17 protein-coding genes and 1 pseudogene are annotated in these 19443 nt (G+C 58.3%); 8 read left to right on the top strand and 10 right to left on the bottom strand.

Annotation, left to right across the window (positions count from 1 at the left end; all coding sequences use genetic code 11):
* Positions 1-74: 74 nt before the first annotated feature.
* The 10 genes and pseudogenes from dxs to ycaC form a co-directional block, all read right to left on the bottom strand.
* On the bottom strand, positions 75-1973 hold the full coding sequence (gene dxs / locus P2T68_RS32470; protein WP_024077641.1) for a 1-deoxy-D-xylulose-5-phosphate synthase: 1899 nt from the start codon (positions 1971-1973) through the stop codon (positions 75-77).
* A 110-nt stretch (positions 1974-2083) separates the two neighbouring features.
* On the bottom strand, positions 2084-2971 hold the full coding sequence (gene ispA / locus P2T68_RS32465; protein ID WP_069077095.1) for a (2E,6E)-farnesyl diphosphate synthase: 888 nt from the start codon (positions 2969-2971) through the stop codon (positions 2084-2086).
* A complete protein-coding gene (locus tag P2T68_RS32460) occupies positions 2968-3210 on the bottom strand; it encodes an exodeoxyribonuclease VII small subunit (protein ID WP_003176346.1) in 243 nt (80 codons plus the stop codon). The genes ispA and P2T68_RS32460 overlap by 4 nt, the downstream gene beginning before the upstream one ends.
* Positions 3211-3284: 74 nt before the next feature.
* The gene (locus P2T68_RS32455) at positions 3285-4424 is read right to left on the bottom strand and encodes a Fic family protein (protein WP_277378793.1); all 1140 of its coding nucleotides are present in this window, start codon (positions 4422-4424) and stop codon (positions 3285-3287) included.
* Between the two features lie 597 nt (positions 4425-5021).
* Positions 5022-5465, bottom strand: a complete 444-nt coding sequence (locus P2T68_RS32450; protein WP_277378792.1) for a hypothetical protein — start codon at positions 5463-5465, stop codon at positions 5022-5024.
* Between the two features lie 96 nt (positions 5466-5561).
* Positions 5562-5876, bottom strand: a complete 315-nt coding sequence (locus P2T68_RS32445; RefSeq protein WP_024077637.1) for a hypothetical protein — start codon at positions 5874-5876, stop codon at positions 5562-5564.
* A gap of 361 nt (positions 5877-6237) precedes the next feature.
* Positions 6238-10956: pseudogene (locus tag P2T68_RS32440) on the bottom strand (RHS repeat-associated core domain-containing protein).
* Between the two features lie 134 nt (positions 10957-11090).
* Positions 11091-11471: a MerR family transcriptional regulator gene (locus tag P2T68_RS32435; RefSeq protein ID WP_024077634.1), complete on the bottom strand. Its 381-nt coding sequence runs from the start codon at positions 11469-11471 to the stop codon at positions 11091-11093.
* Positions 11410-12054 carry an NAD(P)H-dependent oxidoreductase gene (locus tag P2T68_RS32430; RefSeq protein WP_150295757.1) on the bottom strand — a complete coding sequence of 215 codons (645 nt, stop codon included), beginning with the start codon at positions 12052-12054 and terminating at the stop codon, positions 11410-11412. Before P2T68_RS32430 ends, P2T68_RS32435 begins: the two co-directional genes overlap by 62 nt.
* A 131-nt stretch (positions 12055-12185) precedes the next feature.
* Complete coding sequence (gene ycaC, locus P2T68_RS32425; protein WP_024077632.1) at positions 12186-12818, bottom strand: isochorismate family cysteine hydrolase YcaC; 633 nt, start codon at positions 12816-12818, stop codon at positions 12186-12188.
* Positions 12819-13187: 369 nt separating this feature from the next.
* Between ycaC and P2T68_RS32420 the strand changes: the two genes are divergently transcribed.
* The 8 genes from P2T68_RS32420 (at position 13188) to P2T68_RS32385 (ending at position 19215) form a co-directional block, all read left to right on the top strand.
* Positions 13188-13769, top strand: a complete 582-nt coding sequence (locus tag P2T68_RS32420; RefSeq protein ID WP_081730367.1) for a YjfI family protein — start codon at positions 13188-13190, stop codon at positions 13767-13769.
* Positions 13770-13786: 17 nt separating this feature from the next.
* Positions 13787-14485, top strand: a complete 699-nt coding sequence (locus P2T68_RS32415) for a PspA/IM30 family protein (RefSeq protein ID WP_024077630.1) — start codon at positions 13787-13789, stop codon at positions 14483-14485.
* A gap of 56 nt (positions 14486-14541) precedes the next feature.
* Positions 14542-15102 (top strand): rhomboid family intramembrane serine protease, encoded by a 561-nt coding sequence (locus P2T68_RS32410; RefSeq protein ID WP_069077085.1) that lies wholly within the window; start codon positions 14542-14544, stop codon positions 15100-15102.
* A 72-nt stretch (positions 15103-15174) separates the two neighbouring features.
* Positions 15175-16209, top strand: coding sequence for an ion channel (locus P2T68_RS32405; protein ID WP_277378791.1), 1035 nt, complete (start codon positions 15175-15177; stop codon positions 16207-16209).
* A complete protein-coding gene (locus P2T68_RS32400) occupies positions 16196-16870 on the top strand; it encodes a DUF2491 family protein (protein WP_168233270.1) in 675 nt (224 codons plus the stop codon). Before P2T68_RS32405 ends, P2T68_RS32400 begins: the two co-directional genes overlap by 14 nt.
* 15 nt (positions 16871-16885) lie before the next feature.
* Complete coding sequence (locus P2T68_RS32395; protein WP_024077626.1) at positions 16886-17314, top strand: DUF350 domain-containing protein; 429 nt, start codon at positions 16886-16888, stop codon at positions 17312-17314.
* A gap of 18 nt (positions 17315-17332) precedes the next feature.
* Positions 17333-18046, top strand: a complete 714-nt coding sequence (locus tag P2T68_RS32390; protein ID WP_024077625.1) for a DUF1190 domain-containing protein — start codon at positions 17333-17335, stop codon at positions 18044-18046.
* Between the two features lie 11 nt (positions 18047-18057).
* Positions 18058-19215, top strand: a complete 1158-nt coding sequence (locus tag P2T68_RS32385; protein ID WP_024077624.1) for a glutathionylspermidine synthase family protein — start codon at positions 18058-18060, stop codon at positions 19213-19215.
* Positions 19216-19443: the final 228 nt, after the last annotated feature.

Below are 19443 nucleotides of genomic sequence, written 5' to 3'. Positions count from 1 at the left end.
TTGTCAGTCAGCATCGTAGTTGACTGAACTGCCGCTATCGGGGGCAAGCCCCCTCCCACATGTTGAGCCGGTTTCTACAGCCCCAGCAGGGTCATACGCTCGCGCACGGAGGCTTCGATTCCTGCTTCGTCCAACCCGCACTCCGCCAGCATCTGCGCCGGCTTGGCGTGTTCGACGTACATATCCGGCAGGCCCAGGTGCAACACCGACTTGAGGATATTCTCGCGCGCCAGGAACTCGCTGACGGCGGCACCGGCACCGCCCATGATGGCGTTCTCTTCAACCGTCACCAGCAATTCATGGCTGGCGGCGATGTCGCGTACCAGGGCTTCATCCAGCGGCTTGACGAAGCGCATGTCGACCACGGTGGCATCGATCTTCTCGGCGACTTTCAGCGCTTCGGCCAATTGCACGCCAAACACCAGGAAGGCGGCCTTGCTGCCTTGGCGACGCAGGATCCCTTTGCCGATCTCGATAGGCGCCAGGTCTTTCTCGATCACCGCGTTCGGGCCATTGCCTCGCGGGTAACGCACAGCGGCCGGGCCGTTATACAGGTGGCCGGTGCTGAGCATCTTGCGCAGTTCGTTCTCGTCGCTCGGCGTCATCACCAGCATGCCGGGGATGCAACGCAGGTAGGACAGGTCGAAACTGCCGGCGTGGGTCGGGCCGTCTTCGCCGACCAGGCCAGCGCGGTCGATGGCAAACAGCACGTCGAGGTTTTGCACCGCCACGTCATGCACCAACTGGTCATAACCGCGTTGCAGGAAGGTGGAATAGATCGCCACCACCGGCTTGGCGCCTTCACAGGCCATGCCGGCAGCGAAGGTCACGGCGTGTTGTTCGGCAATCGCGACGTCGAAGTAACGCAGCGGGAAACGCTCGCTGAAGGCCACCAGGTCGGAGCCTTCCTTCATCGCCGGGGTAATCCCTACCAGGCGCGGGTCGGCAGCGGCCATGTCGCACAGCCATTCGCCGAACACCCCGGAATACTTCGGCCCACTGGCCTTTTTCGGTGCGGCGGCGGGGGCGTCCAGGGGTTCGAGCTTGGTGATGGCGTGGTAGCCAATCGGGTCGACTTCGGCCGGGGCGAAGCCTTTGCCCTTCTTGGTAACGATATGCAGGAATTGCGGGCCCTTGAGGTCACGCATGTTGCGCAACGTGGCGATCAGGGTCGGCAGGTCGTGGCCGTCGATCGGGCCGATGTAGTTCCAGCCCAGTTCCTCGAACAGCGTGCCGGGCACCAGCATGCCCTTGGCATATTCCTCGGTGCGCCGCGCGATTTCCCACGCGCCGGGCAGGCGTGACAGCACTTTCTTGCTGCCTTCGCGCATGCTTGCGTAGGTACGGCTGGAGAGGATCTTGGCCAGGTAATTGGACAAGCCACCGACATTGCGCGAGATCGACATGTCGTTGTCGTTGAGGATCACCAACATATTGGCATCCACTTCCGGCGCGTGGTTGAGCGCCTCGAAGGCCATGCCGGCGGTCAGTGCACCATCACCAATCACGGCAATCGCCTTGCGATCGCTGCCTTGCAGGCGGGCGGCAATCGCCATGCCCAGCGCTGCACTGATGGAGGTGCTCGAGTGGCCGACACCAAAGGTGTCGTACTCGCTCTCGGAACGACGCGGGAAGGCAGCAATGCCGTCCTTCTGGCGCAGGGTGCTCATGCGCTCGCGGCGGCCCGTGAGGATCTTATGCGGATACGCCTGGTGACCCACGTCCCACACCAGCCGGTCGTCCGGGGTGTCGAACACGTAATGCAGCGCGATGGTCAGCTCGATGACGCCCAGGCCTGCACCGAAATGCCCACCGGTCTGGCCGACCGTGTAGAGCAATTCCAGGCGCAACTCATCGGCCAGGGTTTCCAGCTCGGCTTCACCCAGACGACGCAGGCCGTCCGGCGTGGCAGCACGGTCGAGCAGGGGCGTGGACGGGCGTTTGCGGGGAATCTCTTGAAACGTCGTGGGCATCAGGCGAATCGTTATAGGTATAGAAGAGGCGGCAGTTTACCTCAAGCATCGCAAACTGCCCACGCAGAGCGCCGAACTTGGCTGATATGCGGCTGCAATGGCCGCAGTTATCAGTGCCGACGTTCGACGATATACCGCGCCAGGTGCCGCAGCGGCTCGGCTGCCGCGTCGAAAGGTCGCAGGGCGGCCAGGGCCTGGTCGCGTAGCTCGATGGCATACGCCTTGGCAGCTTCAAGCCCGAGCAATGCAGGATAAGTCGGTTTGTCCCGTGCGATATCCGCACCCTGGCGTTTGCCCAGGGTGGCGGTGTCACTTTCCACGTCGAGAATGTCGTCCTGTACCTGGAACGCCAGGCCGATGGCCCGGGAATAGGTTTGCAAGGCCGCCAACTGCGGCGCTTCGGCCCGGCCACTGGCCAGGGCACCGAGGTGCACGGCAGCTTCTATCAATGCGCCGGTCTTGTGGCGATGCATATGTTCGAGGGCTTGCTGATCCAGCTTGAGGCTGACCGACCCCATGTCGATCGCCTGCCCGCCGACCATGCCGGCCGGGCCCGCAGCCAGGGCCAACGCGGTCACCATACGCAGGCGGATCTCGGCATTGACGCTGCTCAGCGCCGGGTCCAGCAAGGCGCTGAACGCCAGGCTCTGCAAACCGTCGCCGGCCAGGATCGCATAGGCTTCATCAAAGGCTTTATGGGTGGTGGGTTGGCCACGACGCAGATCGTCGTCGTCCATCGCCGGCAAATCGTCATGCACCAGGGAATACGCGTGAATCAACTCAACCGCACACGCCGCGCCATTCGCCTCTTCGGCCGGTGCGCCCAAGGCTTCACAGGCCGCATACGCCAGCAACGGGCGCACACGCTTGCCGCCATTCATCACGCTGTAGCGCATGGCTTCATAGAGACGCTTCATTTCCGGGCTTGGCGCAACAAACAAGGGCTCCAGCGCCGCATTCACCCGGGCTTGGCTGCTGGCCTGATACGCGTCGATCATTCCGGCTGTTCCGCATCGAAAGGTTCTTCGGCCAACTCCCCGTCGCGCTCCAGCAACACCTGGACCTTCTGCTCCGCCTGCGCCAACGCGCTCTGGCAGTCACGGGTCAGGCCGATGCCTTGCTCAAACGCCGTCAGCGAGTCCTCCAGCGACAACTCGCCGTTCTCCAGACGCTCGACCAATGTTTGCAGGTCGGCGAGGGATTGTTCGAAATCGAGTGCAACTTTTTTGCGGGCCATGGCGGCTATTCCGGTAGACGGTAAACCGGCGCGACACTAGCAGACATGGGGGATGGGGGCAAATGAGTGGGGTGTCACTCGCCCCCTGTATTGACCTGATATCGCGTGCTGCGGCCGCCTCCGGGGAGGCGGACCAGGCAGTTTTTTTCCAGCAGGTCGGTCAGGTGTCGCGTCGCTGTCGCCTTGGAGACCTTTGCGACCGCCTGGTACTGCGCAGCGCTGATGCCGTGTTCGAAGCCCTTCTCACCACCGTCGAGCAGGCGATTGAGGACCTTGATCTGTTCAGCCGACAAAGGGAGGTCGCGGTGTTGCTGCCAGAACCGACTCTTTTCCAGCACTCGGTCAATCCGCGCCATGGCCTGCTGCACGCTGCGTAACAGGGTTTTAAGGAACCACTCCAGCCAGTCCGTGATATCCAGTGAGGCCTTCTGGCTGGATTCCAGCGCGTTGTAATAGCCGGTGCGGTCTTCGAGGATGTTGGCTGACATGGCATAGAAACGGATGGCCTGGTGTTCACCCTGGGCCAGTGCCAAATCGGTGATGGCGCGCGTCAGGCGACCATTGCCGTCATCGAAGGGATGCAGTGTGACAAACCAGAAGTGCGCGACGCCGGCGCGTACCAGAGGGTCCAGCTCCGGCTGATCGCGGCTGATTTCGAACCACTCCAGAAAATCCGCCAGTGCCTGCTCCAGCCCCAGACGTGGTGGCGCCTCGAAATGCACGGTCGGCCGATCAAGCCGGCCCGACACTACCTGCATCGGCTCATCCCCCCTCAATGCCCCGATATTGAGCGCTCTGGCGGCATAGCCTGCTTCTGGGGCCGGGAACAATAAGTGATGCCAGTTCAATAAGCGGGCGAGGGTAAAAGGCTGGGTGAATTGTTGAGTGGCATCCATCATCAACTCGGCGAGGCCTTCGCTACGGCGGCTTACCTGACCGTCTTCCATTGCTTCCAGGCCCATCCGCCTTGCCAGGGACGAGCGCACCGAGCCGACATTCAACAGCTCGCCCTCAATCGCCGAGGACGTCAGGATATTTTGCAGCAGCGCATCCAGTTCATTTTGTGCGCTGACTGCTTGGCTGACGGAGCCGAGCATGCCCAAAAGCTTGCCTTGGGCGTGCCCGCACTCGCGCAGCAAAGCCGCAAGGCGACCGGGTTGCCAGTGGAAATGAGGCCAGTCGGCGTGTTGCCAGATCCAGTGTGGATGAGCCATGGTGGAATGCCTGGGGTGCGTGAGCCGAATAAAGAGGTTATTCGGCTCATTTTGTGAACCGATTGTGCTGCGGATTCGGCTCAGGGTCTAGTCAGGCTGTCGTTATTTTCTGTAGCTATGGCGATGTGAGGTTTTGATTTTACCTTCTGGGCGATATAACTATCAGCAACCACTGGAAGATGCCCTCTCCGGTATTATTCGCCATAAAGCAGTAGCTTTCTCGCTTCACTAGCTTCAAGCTTTATGACTTTTTTGTGAGGGGCTAGAGTCTTATTCATTGTACATGTCGCCTATTTTAGGCCCGGCGGCGCCTATCATTTGTAAGGCAACTAGATCGTTGAGTTTGATCCGCTCCATAAACTGTTTTGCTGATCTATAAAATTTATGGCTGGTGTGTTTTTGTTAAAAGCACTCGTGCGCAAATATCTCTAGTGCTAAAGGTGGCACTAATGCGTAGCTTTATTTCATTTGTTTGTATAGCGTTTTTTCAATGGTGTTGTCCGCGAACGCCTGCGGTCTAGAGTAAGGTTTGTGCTGCGAAGATAAGTTTCGTTCTGCGTCTACTAGTTTCTCTATATGGCTATCACTGTTCACGTCTCAACGTCTGGGAGTTTGTGGTATGGAGGGCTTCAATAGTGTAAAGTCGATATCGCCCTCAAATGAAATACAAGCAATCCAGTTTAGCTGTTTTTGAACTATATATGTGTGCTGTGGTATTTCGGCGAAAACGCTGAGTGCCTCTTCTAGTTGTTCGAGGTTTATGCAGTAAGCGTCGTCACAAACCGAATCACCCACAATAATTATTGTGTCGTCGGCGACTTTTTTGATTTCCTTGGCCAGTCGTGAGGTCGGCGAGTCCGTAAGGTCGCCCCCAAAGTTCATGCTGTTGTTTAATTTGCTCCAGGCAATTTTGCTTCCTGAGAAAGGGATGTTTTCATTGATCTCTCTAACAATGGAAGCGTGATCATTGGCAGGAAGAATATTAAAGGCAATGTTGTGGGATCTCAGTTCCGCAATTAGCTCGTCATCAAAATAGCTCATTTTTTTTGCGAACTTTTTAGTTATTTGTAATACGGTTTTTGGAAAAAGGGGGCGGAATTATTTGATTGCTCCCTTTCTACTCCGCGTCAGTCAATGTCATATCTCTTGTGCGCTATAGCTGCCAGCAACTACGAGAAGAATTGTTTTTCCGCCATTACTCGATGTAAAGCAGTAGGTTATTCCAGTTTCACCAGGCTCCAGTCTAGTGGCTTCTTGCGAAAGCCATGTGTTTTCCTCTTCGTACATGTCGCATATTTCGGTGCCGACAGGGCCTAAGCCTTGAAAGGCAACTAGGTCGTTAAAGGTTATATTCCAACGTTTTTCCTGCCAGTCTGTAAACTCCATTATCAATGTATTGCGGTTGCAAATCAGTTTTTCAATTGTTCCATCTGCCACAGGGATTTTTTTCATATCAGCTTCCTGGATGTTTTTCACCCGGTAAAAATCCGGTTCCGTGCCCTTCTTCGTAAGAGTGTGGTACGACTTTTATTGCTAGATAGGGGGCTGGGGGCAGATTTATTTGATCGTAAACAGCGAGTCGGATCTTTAGTCTATAAATAGTTCTGTCCCCTTTCTGCCAAGGCTTTGGTGTTATGTGGGCTTCCAGAATTCCAAGCCTTGCATGTAGCGCTCTAAGTCATCCATGTCGTCGTCGCCCAAAGTTGTGTCGAATCCTGCAGTGATTAGTCCTCTTACTTTGGCGAGCCTCGATGTAATACGAGCGTTGTCAATAAAGTCCGTAGTGGCTCGCTGATAGTCTTCGCAGGGTTTATCAATATAGTAGGTGCCCATTTTGCGCAGTGAAACTAACATGAATTCGATTTCTGCCAGTGCTTCCAGAGCGTCTTCTCCAGAGATGGTTATTTTTTTGTTTGCATCCAACATTTAACTTTCTCCTGACGAAAGTAGGATTTATTAATTTTAGATTTCCCCAAATTGTCAGCTCTAACGAGCCGTACCTTGGGTTTTTCTTCTCTTTCAGCATGTGTTTCGGAACGTCAGTTTCTACGTAGTCTCGACCCCGGCTTATATCGACCTGATAGCGCTTTTGTACATCAGCAGCGCTTAGAATCTTACTTCTTGCTCGTTCTACGTAAACTCTATTGTTGTCAAGCGCTAAAATTTCTCCATCTTGCTCTATTCCATTCAATCCCTTCCTATTGGTGTAGTGTCTAACCCTGACCATCTCTCCTGATGCGGATGGCAGGGCAGGTTCGCCCGGATTGGAGTTAGCATTTATCTTCGGATTTTTGGCATCGACAGATGGCTTGCATCTGTCTCCACCGGGACAAGTATTCAGTCCCAACGGGTCAACCCACCCCGTAGGGTTAGGCACGTACTGGTACCCATTGATCCCACCCGCCAACTTCACCGGATCCGGTGTCAGGTAACGACCAACATCCGGATTGTAGTAGCGATGGCGGTTGTAGTGCAGCCCGCTTTCCTGATCGAAGTACTGACCCTGAAAACGCAGTGGGTTGTCGACTGTTCCGATGTCGAGCCGGGTGATTTCGCCGTAGGCGCGGTAGTGGGCAGACCAGACGATTTCGCCCTCGGGATTGGTGAGTTCTTGGGGTGTGCCGAGGTGGTCGAGTTGGTAGTGATAAGGCTTGGTGTCTTTTGGGCCGAAGCCTTCCAGCAGGGCGAGCGGGCGAAAGCTGTCCGGTTCGTAGAGGTAGCTGCGATGCTTTTCGGCGTGGTGTTCGGCAACCAGTTTGTCGCCTTGCCAGAAAAACTCCGTGGTGATGTTGTCGACCGTCTTGCTGATGCGCCGCCCAAACGGGTCATAGCGATAGCTCGCGGTTTGGCCGTCGGGTTGGGTAATGCCGATCAGCCGATGCTGGCAGTCGTAGCGGTATTCGGTGACGAGTTGGTGACCCTTGTCGCGCCGTTCGCGGATCAGGTTGCCGAAGGCGTCGTAGTCGTAGTGGCGGTCGCCCTGGATCATCAGGCGGTTGCCGGCGACGATGTCGGGGCCGGGGCGGTCTTGCATGAGCAGGTTGCCGGCCGGGTCGTGGGCGAAGCGTTCGTGCGGGTCTTGCGTGTGGTCGGCGCGGGTGAGGCGGGCGAGGGGGTCGTAGTGGTAGTGGTGTTCGCCTTTGCGGCTGTCGACTAAACGGGTGAGGTTGCCGGTTTTGTCGTAGTCGTAGTGGCGTTGGTAGAGGGGAGTGTCCTGCTGCGCGACGGTGTGGGCGTGCAGGCGGTGTTGTTCGTCGTAGTGGTAGTGGCTGAGGAGCTGGCCCTGTTGGCGTTGGTGTTCTTGGCCGGCCTTGAATAGATGAGAGGTCAGCAGTGCGCCATTTAACTCGACGGTGGCGAGGTGGCCGCCTTTGCTGTGGTTGAACACCACGCGGTTGTTGTCGGGCAGGCGCAGGTTTTGAAGCTGACCGCAGGCGTCGTAGCCATAGCGCAAGGTGCCCCAGCCTTGGTGTTCGGCGGTCAGGCGGTTTTGTGGGTCGTATTCGTAGGCGAGGGCCCAGTGGCCGTCGTCGACGCTAAGGAGGTTGCCTTGGCGGTCGTAGGTATATTCAACAAGGTTACCGTCGGGGAGGGTTTTTCGTACAAGGCGTCCGGCGTGGTCTCGCTCATAACGAGTAACGAGCTGACTGCCATCGTCGCCGTGTTCGGTCTTTTCCTGCAGGTTGCCGTTGAGGTCGTAGGCGTAAGCGGTACGCTGCCCATCAAACCCGACTTCCTGTTGAATCAGCCCGTTGGGGTGGTAGTCGAGCCGGTAGGTCTCGCCGACCTCATTTTCGATCTCGGTCAGCAGTAACCGGGCGTTGTCGTAGCGGTAGTGGACCTGGGTGCCATCGGCGTTGATACGGCGGCTGATCAGGTGCAAGCCGTCGGCGTATTCGTAGCGGGTGACGCGCCCGAGTTCATCGCGTTCGGCGGTGATTTTTCCGTAGGGGTTGTAGCTGTATTCGCGCGTGGTGCCGTCCGGTTGGGTTAGCTTGACCAGGCGCCCGGCAGCATCCCACTGGTACTGGGTCAGCGCGACATGCTCATCCTCGCGGGCAATCTGTCGACCCAAGTCGTCATAGTGATAGCGCCGCACACCGCCATTGGGCAGCGTCTACTCCAGCAGTTGCCCGCGCTCATTCCACACCAGTCGCTGACAACTGTGATCCGGGTACCAAACCCCAACCAGTTGTCCGTATTGGTCGTAGCTGTAGTCGGTGACATGGCCGTCGGGATCGGTCTTACGCGTAATGTCGCCTTGGTCATTGCGCTCGTACTTCCACAGCGCCTGACCCCGGCGCACCACGCGTACGAAGCCATTGTCATGCTCGTAGGACGTCGGCTCGTCATCCCCCGGAAACAGCGCGACCAAGCGTCCGGCTTCGTCGTACTGATACGCCGTCACCGCCCCCAGCGGGTCCTGCTCGACCGTCAGCCGACCTTTGTCATCGTAGGATTTGAAATGCGAAGCACCGTCCGGATCAATCCGCTGCACCAAGCGCGCACGCTGATCGTGGACATACACTTCCTGGCTGCCATCGGCGTTATGAACGACAACACTGCCGTCCTCGCCCCAGACATAGCGCGTGTCCATCTGCGAAAAACTGGCCCAATGCCGGACACATCGCGCCGCCTTGCCAGACCGTTCCCACGCCCAGAAGAAACTCGCCCCACCGGCCAATTGCCGCTCGAGAATGACGTGCTTATCGTCGTAGCGGTAAACCTCGCTTTCGCCGACGGCATTGGTCGCCGAGACCAGCCGTCCAGCGTCGTCATAGGCGTAGGCAACAACGTGCTGCTCCGTCACCCAGACGTAGGGTTCATGCCCGTTGGCGCGCTGAACCTGGTAGTCCACCGCCACAATGCGGCCCCGTTCATAGCGCAAAAACAGCGACCGGCCCGCGCCGTTATCCAACCGTTCGATGCGCCCCAATACGTCGCGGAAAATTCGCAGGCGGTTGTCATACGCATCACTGATCGAGACCAATACACCGTCGCGAAAGTGATAAAACCGCGCCGCCTGGGCCAGCACCAGTTCATCCGGCGAAGCGCCCAGATAGATCGCCGCTTCAGCCAGGCTGTTGGTGATCGCGGGGCGAGCCGCGGTGGGCAGCGGGAACTCAGTCGTGCGGTTTTCATGGTCAATCCAGACGACTGAATCGCCCACCACAGAAAGCCTGTGCGCCAGCGCGTGACTCCAGCCAAAGCCCAGCCCGCAATCCACTTCCACCGCACTGGTGCGGTACAACCGGGTCCACTCGAACGGCAAGATCCCGTCCAGCGTGCCATCGGTGAGGGTGAGCAGCTCCTCGCCGGTAACCATCGACACCGGGCAGCCGTTGGTGACGGTTTTATCCGAAGACGCGGCAGCATCCCCCGCAGGGTTTTTCCCCGAAAGAGGCGCATCATCCACGTGCTCTTTTTGCTTCAGCACCGTGTTCTGCTGCGCCCGCCAGCGCATCTGCAGCGTGCCTTGCTTCACGCCGCCGACCGCGCCGCGAACCGCCACCGCTTTGTAGCGATCCACCGCCTGCATGAACTTCGTCAGAATCGCCAGCACGCCCTGGACAAAACCTACAGCCGCCTTAACCATCTGCGCGCCATACCTGGCCAGCCGCAGGCTCAAATACGCCACTGCTGCCGCGGGCAATGCGATGGTCAGCACCGCACCCATCACCAGGTCGATCAGCAGCGACACCACAAACCCAGCCGCCACTTGCGCAATCTCACTGGGTGGCAACGCGTCCAACCAGATCATCGCCGTGCGCACCAGCAGGAACAGCGCTGCTTCATCACTGGCGAGCAACATCGCCTGTTCCATGACCTTGGGGGCGCTGGCGGCCAAGTCCGCCAGCTTGGCCGCTTCAGCCCCTAGTTGTTCGACGTATTTCAGAGGATCTTCAAGAATTGCCTGCACCAGCTGGATGCTGTCCCACACCTCGCGAATCGCCGCCCAACTGCCAGCCAATATCCCGCTGCCAATCGCGCTGGCCGTCGACTGTTGCCAATGCGGCTTGAACCCTTCCCACTGCGACCGCAGCCATTGCTCCAGGTCTGCGGTCAACCCGGCGTAGGACACAAACAACGCGTCCACCTGTTGGGCCGACACGCCGCCTTGCACCCGTACCTGGTAGCGCGCGCCCGCGACGCATGGGTGCGAGCCTTTACCCTGTTCATCGAGCATGACCACGGTCGAACTGCCGTCATCCAGGCCGATCACCTCAACCGGGATATCGCCGATCGGCACGTCATACACCGACTCGAACTTGCTTTCGATCTGCAACACACCGCCCGCCGGGCAGCGGGCCACGGTGGAGAAGTCGGTATCGGAAAGGCTCACGGAACGTTGCGAATTCCCCGCGCGCAACACCCGATCCATCCCCAGCAACGACGGTAAATCAGCGGCGTGGCTCACCGAATCCAGCGCGCGCGAATACCAGGCCCCCAGTTGCTGGCGATACGTCACCAGGCTCTGATGGAAGCCATCCAGCTCATGTTCGATATGGGCAATGTGGGAAGCGTTGGTCATCCGTGACGTCTCGGCAGAAGGCAAGGCGTCGGAGTCTGCCGCAGCGAAAAGCGGCTGGATGAACGGTTTTGAAAATCAGAATGGGCTTACGTGGGCAGCGAAAAAATCGCGTCAGTTCACCTTCAAAGGCTACTTCAAATAGCGATGCTGCTCATTGACGAACAGTGTCCATGCGCCTCTTTCAGCTGGCTCTCAAACTCAAGCAAGCCGGCCTGTACGCTCTGTAACTTGGCGATTTGTGCGGCCAACTCGCGTTTCTTGCTGGCGATGGCCCGGTCTGCCCGCTCCCAAGGCAATGCGTCGCCTTGGGAACCGCGCAAAATTTCCTGCAACTCCTTGAGCTTGAAACCCAACTGCTGCGCACACTTGATAAACATCAGCAGCTCAACGCTCTGCTCTGAATAGACCCGGTATTGGCCCCGGCGCTGCGGCGTCGGCAGCAGGCCAATCGCTTCATAGTGCCGAATCGCCTTGATGGTCGTGCCCGACAATTGCGCGGCTTTGCCGATGTACATGAAAACTCCCTTTTCCCGCTAGTACGCTGGCTCGTGTCAGCCACTTGGCTCGCTGCCCCGGCGTAGAACCCAGCACCGCTCCCAGCAGTAACGTCTTGAGCGGCTTGATCCCGCAAAACGCCAATGTAGTGCTGCGCATCTGATGCACGCCCGGCATGCGATAGAACCAGCGGTAATACCACGGCGGCGTATCCAGGGTCACTAGCAAGTGTGCGGTGCGGCCGTGTAGCAGCTTGTCAGGAAACAGCTTGCCCTCACGGTATTTGAAGGCAAAGCCAGGTAGGAAAATGCGGTCGATAAAGCCCTTTAACAGCGCCGGGATGCCGCCCCACCAAATCGGAAAGACGAACGTCAGATGAGTGGCCCAGAGGATGTCGGATTGGGCGCTGAGCAGGTCGGGTTCCAAGGGCTGGATTTCGCTGTAGCCGTTGTGAAGGATCGGGTCGAAAACCAGATCACCCAGGCGTAGGACACGCACCTCATGGCCGGCGATCTTTGCCGAGTGGCTGTAGGTGTCTGCCAGGGCCGAACAGAAGCTGGTGGTTGAAGGATGGCCAAGGATGACCAGGATGCGTTGAGCCATGGGGCGTGACCTGAAAGTTGGGGCTTTCAGGGTAGGGTGTGCTGTATAGGGGAGAGTCAAGGGGGCAACTGCTGGCACAAAACAGCGAAAGCCTGCTTTTCAGGGCAGGCTTATCGCAACCGTCGGCTTACTTACTTCTGATGGGCCGTCAGCGCCGCATAACCATTCATCAAGTTGCGATAGTTAGGGATACGCTGGGACAACAAATTCCCCAGGCCTTCGATATCGTTGCGCCAGTCGCGATGCAGCTCACACGCCACCGAGAACCAGTTCATCATCTGCGCACCCGCTTGGGTCATCCGGCTCCACGCTGCCTGCTGCACCGTGGTGTTGAAGGTGCCCGACGCATCGGTAACCACAAACACATCAAACCCTTCCGCCAGTGCCGACAAGGTCGGGAACGCTACGCATACATCCGTTACCACGCCGGCAATGATGATCTGCTTACGTCCGGTAGCCTTGATCGCCTTGACGAAGTCTTCGTTGTCCCAGGCATTGATCTGGCCTGGGCGAGCGATGTACGGCGCGTCCGGGAACATCTCTTTCAGCTCGGGGACCAGCGGGCCGTTGGGGCCTTGCTCGAAGCTGGTGGTGAGGATGGTCGGCAGGTTGAAGAACTTGGCCAGGTCCGCCAGGGCCAGCACGTTGTTCTTGAACTCGTTGGGCGAGAAGTCCTGCACCAGGGAGATCAGGCCGGTTTGGTGGTCGACCAGCAGAACCACGGCGTCGTCTTTGTTCAAGCGGTTGTAGGTTGCAGTGCTCATGGTTGAATCCTTTTTTGTTTAGGTTGGTTGGGCGTTGCGTTCAACATGGGCACAGATTAATGGGTGGGTGCTGGGGGATAAATCGGCTGGAATGGGTAATACCGTCAACTCAAAAGCGACAATTCATGAGTTGTCAGTAGGACTGATCCTTTTAGTGGTCAGAAAAGTAAGTCAAAAAATCTCACGCGTGAGCTATTGAGCGTGGCAAAAAATGCCTGTAGATTTTCTCACGCGTGAGTTTTTCACAGCGAGGTCAGTACCATGGAACGCCGCTCTCCATCGAGTCCGTCTAAAGGGCCCGATACCGATTCAACGAGCCTTCAGGGAGAGCGCTTGAAGCCGTCCGCCAAAAAGCCATCGAGCTTTTACATGAAGCAGATGCGTGCAGGCCTGGCGGCCGCCGGCTACGTGAAACACGAGACTTGGGTGCTTCCCGAAAACCGAAGCTTGCTCAAGCAGATGGAGAAACAGCTTCGCCAGCCGATTCTGGCTGGCTCATTCATGTCGGAGAATTACATGAGCGCAGGTACCAACTGGAATATCGATCGCCTCTACACCGCTCTTCAGGCCCTGGACGACGTGGTGTCCAAGGACATTACGCTTTCTCTCGTCCAAGGCTCCGAGTCCAGTATCAAGCTGGAAATGAACGACTTCGGTGGCTTGCCGATTTACATCGCGGTGGTGGGCGAGCAGATCATCGTTGACACCGTTCTAGTCGATGTCGAATCCATCAACGATGTCACGAAATTCAATGACGCGGTGTTGCGCAGCCGGGAAATGTTCCCGCTGTCCTCGATCGGTATCGAGTCCATGCCTAACGGGCAAGTTGTCTACAACATGTTCGGTGCGTTGAGTTCCGACTCCAGCCTGACAAACATCGTCACCGAGGTGAAAACCCTGGTCGACAACGTGCAGCGCGCCAGCGAAGCCTTCGAACGTTTCTTCAATTAAGTATTCGGGAGTATCCAATGACTCAGTCCATCTGGAGCAAATTGTTCACCGCGCTGCGTGGCGGTGCCAATGAAGTCGGCGAATCGATCGTCGACCAACAGGCCCTGCGCATTCTGGATCAGGAAATTCGCGACGCCGACACCGCGCTGGCCAACGCCAAGCGTGAACTGGTCAGCATCATGGCCAAGCACAAATTGGCGACTGATCGCGTCAACGAGTACGACGCCAAGATCAAGGACCTGGAGTCCAAGGCGGTGGCTGCCCTGCAGGCCAATCGTGAAGACCTCGCCCTGGAAGTGGCCGAAGCCATCTCGACCCTGACCAACGAGCGGGATGTGGAGCACAAGCAAGCCACCGAGTTCGGTGGCTATGCCGAAAGCATGCGCAAGGACATCACCAAGGCCGAAAGCCGGATCAAAAGCCTGCGCCAGCAAGTGGATATGGCCAAGGCTCGCGAAAGCGTACAGAAGGCCCAGGTCAGCGCCTCCATCGCCAGCGGCGGTGCCAACGGCAAGCTGGAAACCGCCGTCGGTACGCTGAATCGTTTGCAGGCCAAGCAACAGCAGCGCGCCGCTGAACTGCAAGCCCAGGATGAACTGGCGGATGCATCGACCGGGACCGACCTGGAGCGCAAGCTGCGCGAAGCCGGCATCACGCCGAACGAAGGCAGCGCCAATGCGATTCTGGAGCGTCTGAAGCAAAAGTCGGCGGAGTAAGCAGCATCGCCGCAGGGAGGGCAGTGTCTGCCCTTCTTTTTTACGTCGAGGTCAGGATGGATGCCCTGAAGGGTTTCAAGACAATCGCAGGCTTGGCCTTGTTCATGGTCGCGCTGCAACTGCTCAATGTGGCGACCGGTTACAGCCTCATGGCGTTCGGCCTGATCCCGAGAACGCTGCAGGGGCTGCCCGGCATCCTCACCTCACCGTTTTTGCACGGGTCGTTTGCCCACCTGAGCGCCAACCTGGTTGCCTTTTTGATCCTGGGCACCCTGGTGATCATCGAAGGGCTCAATCGGTTCGTTACCGTCAGCGCGATCATTATCCTGCTGGGCGGTTCACTGCTCTGGTTGTTCGGTTTTGCGGGCATACACGTGGGGGCCAGCGGCTGGGTCTTCGGGTTATGGGCCTACCTGTTATCGCGCGCCTGGTTCCACCGGAGCTGGAGCAACCTGATAACGGCCGGTGTCGTAGCGGTACTGTATGGCGGCCTGATCCTTGGCTTCCTGCCGCGTCAGGGTGTTTCCTTCGAAGGGCATCTGTTTGGTGCATTCGCCGGATTTATTGCAGCCAAGGTACTTCTCTCCAAACCACGCAGCAGGTTTAATGCCGGCTGAACGCACTTGAGCATCCAGACGTCGAGGCGATGGCGTGATCAGGAATCAAGTACCCAGGGAGTCAGGGACGGAATGTCGATTTTTCTTTTGCTGCGCATGTACGCCTCCTCCCTCTTTCACCGTTTCGGCTGGGCAGGCCTGGTCGTTGCCTTGGGCGTTCACCTGAGCACGGCTTATCTGGGCCTGGTGTACCTGGGCGAACAGCACCTCACCGATCCGGCCACGTTTGTTTACTTCTATCTCGCCACCACGCTGACCGTCGGCTATGGCGATCTTGCGCCACAGACCTCGGCGGGGCGCGTGTTCGTAGCGACCTGGGTCATGCTCGGCGGCATTGCGCTGCTGACGGCAGCCATCGGCAAAACCACCAGCACTGTCATCGATGCATGGAGAAAAGGCATGAAGGGCAAAGGCGATTTCACCGGCAAGGTCGGCCATACCGTGCTCATCGGCTGGGAGGGCGCGTCCAGTGAGCGGGTCATCGAGTTATTGCTTCAAGACGAAACCTCGAACGACAACCTGATCGTCATCTGCGATTGCACCCTCGAAGAAAACCCGATGCCGGGCAAAGCGGCGTTCATCCGTGGTGAGAGCCTGTCCTCCACAGCGTTGTTGCTGCGTGCCGGTGTGCCCGGCGCCGAGCGTGTGCTGGTGCGAACCCCGTCTGACGATTTGACGCTGGCCACCGTGCTGGCGGTGAATCAACTGAGTCCGGTCGGGCATGTCGTCGCCCACTTCAATGAAAGTGAAATTGCCGCACTGGCCAGTTCCTACGCCCCCAGCCTGGAATGCACGTCAAGCATGGCCATCGAAATGTTGGTGCGCGCCTCCCAGGATCCGGGCTCGTCGGTGGTCATCAATGAGTTGCTGTGCGTGGGGCAGGGCGCCACCCAATACCTGATGAGATTGCCCGAGGCGTTTGAAGCAACGTTCGGCGATCTGTACACCCAAATGAAAGAGCGCCACAACGCCACCCTCATCGGCTATCGCGCCAAAGGTGCCCAGCAACCCTCGATCAACCCGCCCAGCGCTACGCGCGTTGAAGGCGGCGAACTCTTCTACATCGCCTCCACCCGCCTCAAGGAAATTTCCAATGGGATGGTTTAAACAGTTGATGGGGCTTGAGGCCCCGCAAGCGACTACACAATCGAAAGGCGCCGCCGCCGAACCGCTGCCGACCAGCGGGCCTCTGGGCCTGGCACCGGGCAAAGGCGTGATATTCGATGCGACCCTGAAGTTGTTGCTCGACGGGAAAACCACAGTGGTTATCCCCGGCTCCCAGGAAATCTGGAGTAACGGCACCGTGGACCTCGGGCAGTCGACCTGGCTGTCGCGCTATTATATGAACGACGAAGACTACTGGTTGCAGGTGCACACCACAGGCGACATCGCCGGGCAGGTCGAGTCGGTGATCCTGTTCAACTACCTGAGTTACGTCACCCTCAGCAGCGAGGCTGAATTGCGTCGGCTGGCGGGGCCGCAGAGTCTGATCGGATTACCGACCTACACCCACAATGGCGTCGAGTACGCGCGCGTGTGGGGCAGCGAGGATGGCCAGACAGAATTGGTGGCCATGAGCGAGCACGTGATAAACCCCGAGGACTCCTACAGTGTCGAGCACCGCTCGATGCTATATGCCCGTGACACAGGCCTGACCGATCGACGGGAGTTTCTGTTGTTCTCTGTCGAAGAAGACGCTGAAGGCACCGTCAGCCTGAGCACGTCGCTGGGCATTTCGCTGTACACAACCGACTTGAATGCGCTCTAAAAAAGGAAGAAGTCCATGCTAGAAGCTCTCTCCATTTCCCTGAACAAAGCCGCCGTCGTCGGCTTTGTCACCTACATTCTGGGGGCGGCGGTGCTGTTCGCGCTGTTCCAGTTCATCTACACCCGCGTTACCCCGCACAAGGAGTTCGAGCTGATCCGGGCGGGCAACGTTTCCGCGGCAGTCGCCCTGGGCGGCGCCATCGTCGGTTTCGCCATTCCAGCCAGCAACGTGATTGCCTACTCGATCAGCATCCTCGACTTCGTCGTCTGGGCGGTGATCGCCGCCGTCGTCCAACTGTTGGCGTTTCTGCTGACCAGCCTCGTGCTCAAAGGCACTTCCGAGCGCATCAAGAGAGGCGAGCTCGCTGCGGGCATCTACGTGGCCGCCGTGGCCATCAGCGTGGGCATGTTGAATGCCGCGTGCATGACGCCTACCCAGAACTGATTGCGCACGGAGCTCCCGATGAAACGAAGCAAGTACGTCCAGCTTTCGCTGGCAGCGTCGGTCGCCATGGCGATATCCGGTTGTGGGCCGACGGAAAAAACCTACGATTTGCAGAAAAAGTACAACTTCCAGTCGGTTCAGCAGTGTGCCGATGAAAAGCTTCCAGTGGACGTCTGCTCGGACGCCTACATGACCGCCATGGCCGAGCATCGCCGCATTGCCCCGGTATACGCCAGCCAGGCCGATTGCGATGCCGACTTTGTCGCGGGCTGGTGCCAGCTGGACTCCAATGGCCAGTTCATTCCCAAGCTGGGCGGTTTCGAACTGACCGCCGAAGGCCAGGTGACACAATCCCAGGTAGACGCTGCCCAGGCCCAGGTTCCCGGCTCGCAAGCCAGCAGCGGCGGCTCCGGCTTCTCCACCAGCAGCCTGCTGACCGGTCTGCTGATCGGCAACATGCTGAGCAGCAATCGCAACAGCTACCGCTCCGAGCCTGTGTATCGCTATCGCGATGATCGCGGCGACTACGGCTCCTCGACGCTCAATCAGCGGGTCTCGAATGGGGCGACGTTTGGCCGCTCGAATCAGGCCAGGTACGGCAGCAGCAATTACACCAACACGCTGCGCTCTTCCAGCCAGTCGAGCTCCGTGGCGTCGGCCACCTCCCGTGGCGGCTTCGGCAGCAAGGCCAGCGCACGCAGCGGCTGGGGCGGCGGCGGGTCGAGCAGTTAAGGAGCCGGGCCATGAAGAAAATCCATTGCGCAGAACGTGATGACTGGAAACAGACGGCTGAAAACCTTGGCTTTCTGTTCCATACCATCGACGACGAACCCTACTGGGACGAGAGCGCGTATTACCAGTTCACGCTCAAGCAAATCGAGAACGACCTCGAAGACCCGACCACCGAGATCCATGACATGTGCATGGACCTCGTGGCCCGCGTGGTCCAGAGCGAAGAGCTGCTCGAGCGCCTGAGCATTCCCGCGCCCTTCTTCGACATGATCAAAACCTCATGGCTCGAAGGCCACCCGCACCTGTACGGGCGCATGGACTTCTCCTACAACGGCACCGGGCCCGCCAAGCTGCTGGAACTCAACTACGACACACCGACCAGCCTCTACGAGGCCGCGGCATTCCAGTGGGGCTGGCTGGAGCAATGCATCGAACGCGGCTTGCTGCCCAAGCATGCCGACCAGTTCAACAGCATCGACACCAAACTCCACCAGGCTTTCGCTCAACTGCAGGTCAACCAGCCGTTCTACTTCGCCTCCATGAAAGACTCGGTCGAAGACAAAGGCACCACCGACTACCTGCGCCTGGTCGCAGAAAAAGTTGGCATCGAATCGCGCCACATCGACATCGAAGACATCGGCCTGACCGCAGAAGGTCGCTTCGTTGACCTTGAAGATCGCTGGATTCCCCACCTGTTCAAACTGCACGCCTGGGAATTCATCTTCCACGAACCCTTCGGCGCTGCGATCGCCGAGAGTGACACGCAGTTCTTCGAACCCGCCTGGAAGGCCATCCTCTCCAACAAAGGCGTCTTGCCGCTGCTGTGGGAATTCAACAAAGGCCACCCCAATTTGCTCGCGGCCCACCTGGATACCGACCCAGGTAAAGCCGTGCCAAAGGGCTGGGTGCGCAAGCCGTTCTTCTCGCGGGAAGGGGCCAACATCGAGCTGCAAACTGCTGACGGACTGATCGTGAAAGAAGACGGCCCCTACACGGACGCGCCGTTTATCCTTCAGGAATTCGCACCGCTACCGCGGTTTGGGGACAGCTATACGTTGATTGGGTCCTGGGTGATTGGGGACCAGGCGGCGGGGATTGGGGTGCGGGAGGATAATAGTTTGATTACCAAGGATTCGAGCCGGTTTTTGCCGCATTTGATATTGGATTGAGGCTGGAGCTTAAAGGGGCCAAAGATGCTCGGGTGCGCGTGGCTGAGTTGCTGAAGTGGGCGGTGGCGACTTCGCAAGTGCTCGGTGAGTCACTGGCTGCGCCGCAAACGGCGGTGATGCATTGGGTGGAGATCGCGAAGATGGTGGCGGATCGCGCTCTTGGGGGCATACAGCCTAGATAATGCTGCTGAGAGGCATATGAGGCGATAATCTGCCCGCGTTAGCTAT

Source organism: Pseudomonas sp. G11, from assembly GCF_029457515.1.
Taxonomy (GTDB): domain Bacteria; phylum Pseudomonadota; class Gammaproteobacteria; order Pseudomonadales; family Pseudomonadaceae; genus Aquipseudomonas; species Aquipseudomonas gorinensis.
This window is presented reverse-complemented; position numbering and strand designations above follow the sequence as displayed.

Bases quoted from the DNA above. Each gene is read 5' to 3' on its own strand.
- dxs (WP_024077641.1), bottom strand. From the start codon at position 1,973: ATGCCCACGACGTTTCAAGAGATTCCCCGCAAACGCCCGTCCACGCCC.
- ispA (WP_069077095.1), bottom strand. From the start codon at position 2,971: ATGATCGACGCGTATCAGGCCAGCAGCCAAGCCCGGGTGAATGCGGCG.
- P2T68_RS32460 (WP_003176346.1), bottom strand. From the start codon at position 3,210: ATGGCCCGCAAAAAAGTTGCACTCGATTTCGAACAATCCCTCGCCGAC.
- P2T68_RS32455 (WP_277378793.1), bottom strand. From the start codon at position 4,424: ATGGCTCATCCACACTGGATCTGGCAACACGCCGACTGGCCTCATTTC.
- P2T68_RS32450 (WP_277378792.1), bottom strand. From the start codon at position 5,465: ATGAGCTATTTTGATGACGAGCTAATTGCGGAACTGAGATCCCACAAC.
- P2T68_RS32445 (WP_024077637.1), bottom strand. From the start codon at position 5,876: ATGAAAAAAATCCCTGTGGCAGATGGAACAATTGAAAAACTGATTTGC.
- P2T68_RS32435 (WP_024077634.1), bottom strand. From the start codon at position 11,471: ATGTACATCGGCAAAGCCGCGCAATTGTCGGGCACGACCATCAAGGCG.
- P2T68_RS32430 (WP_150295757.1), bottom strand. From the start codon at position 12,054: ATGGCTCAACGCATCCTGGTCATCCTTGGCCATCCTTCAACCACCAGC.
- ycaC (WP_024077632.1), bottom strand. From the start codon at position 12,818: ATGAGCACTGCAACCTACAACCGCTTGAACAAAGACGACGCCGTGGTT.
- P2T68_RS32420 (WP_081730367.1), top strand. From the start codon at position 13,188: ATGAAGCAGATGCGTGCAGGCCTGGCGGCCGCCGGCTACGTGAAACAC.
- P2T68_RS32415 (WP_024077630.1), top strand. From the start codon at position 13,787: ATGACTCAGTCCATCTGGAGCAAATTGTTCACCGCGCTGCGTGGCGGT.
- P2T68_RS32410 (WP_069077085.1), top strand. From the start codon at position 14,542: ATGGATGCCCTGAAGGGTTTCAAGACAATCGCAGGCTTGGCCTTGTTC.
- P2T68_RS32405 (WP_277378791.1), top strand. From the start codon at position 15,175: ATGTCGATTTTTCTTTTGCTGCGCATGTACGCCTCCTCCCTCTTTCAC.
- P2T68_RS32400 (WP_168233270.1), top strand. From the start codon at position 16,196: ATGGGATGGTTTAAACAGTTGATGGGGCTTGAGGCCCCGCAAGCGACT.
- P2T68_RS32395 (WP_024077626.1), top strand. From the start codon at position 16,886: ATGCTAGAAGCTCTCTCCATTTCCCTGAACAAAGCCGCCGTCGTCGGC.
- P2T68_RS32390 (WP_024077625.1), top strand. From the start codon at position 17,333: ATGAAACGAAGCAAGTACGTCCAGCTTTCGCTGGCAGCGTCGGTCGCC.
- P2T68_RS32385 (WP_024077624.1), top strand. From the start codon at position 18,058: ATGAAGAAAATCCATTGCGCAGAACGTGATGACTGGAAACAGACGGCT.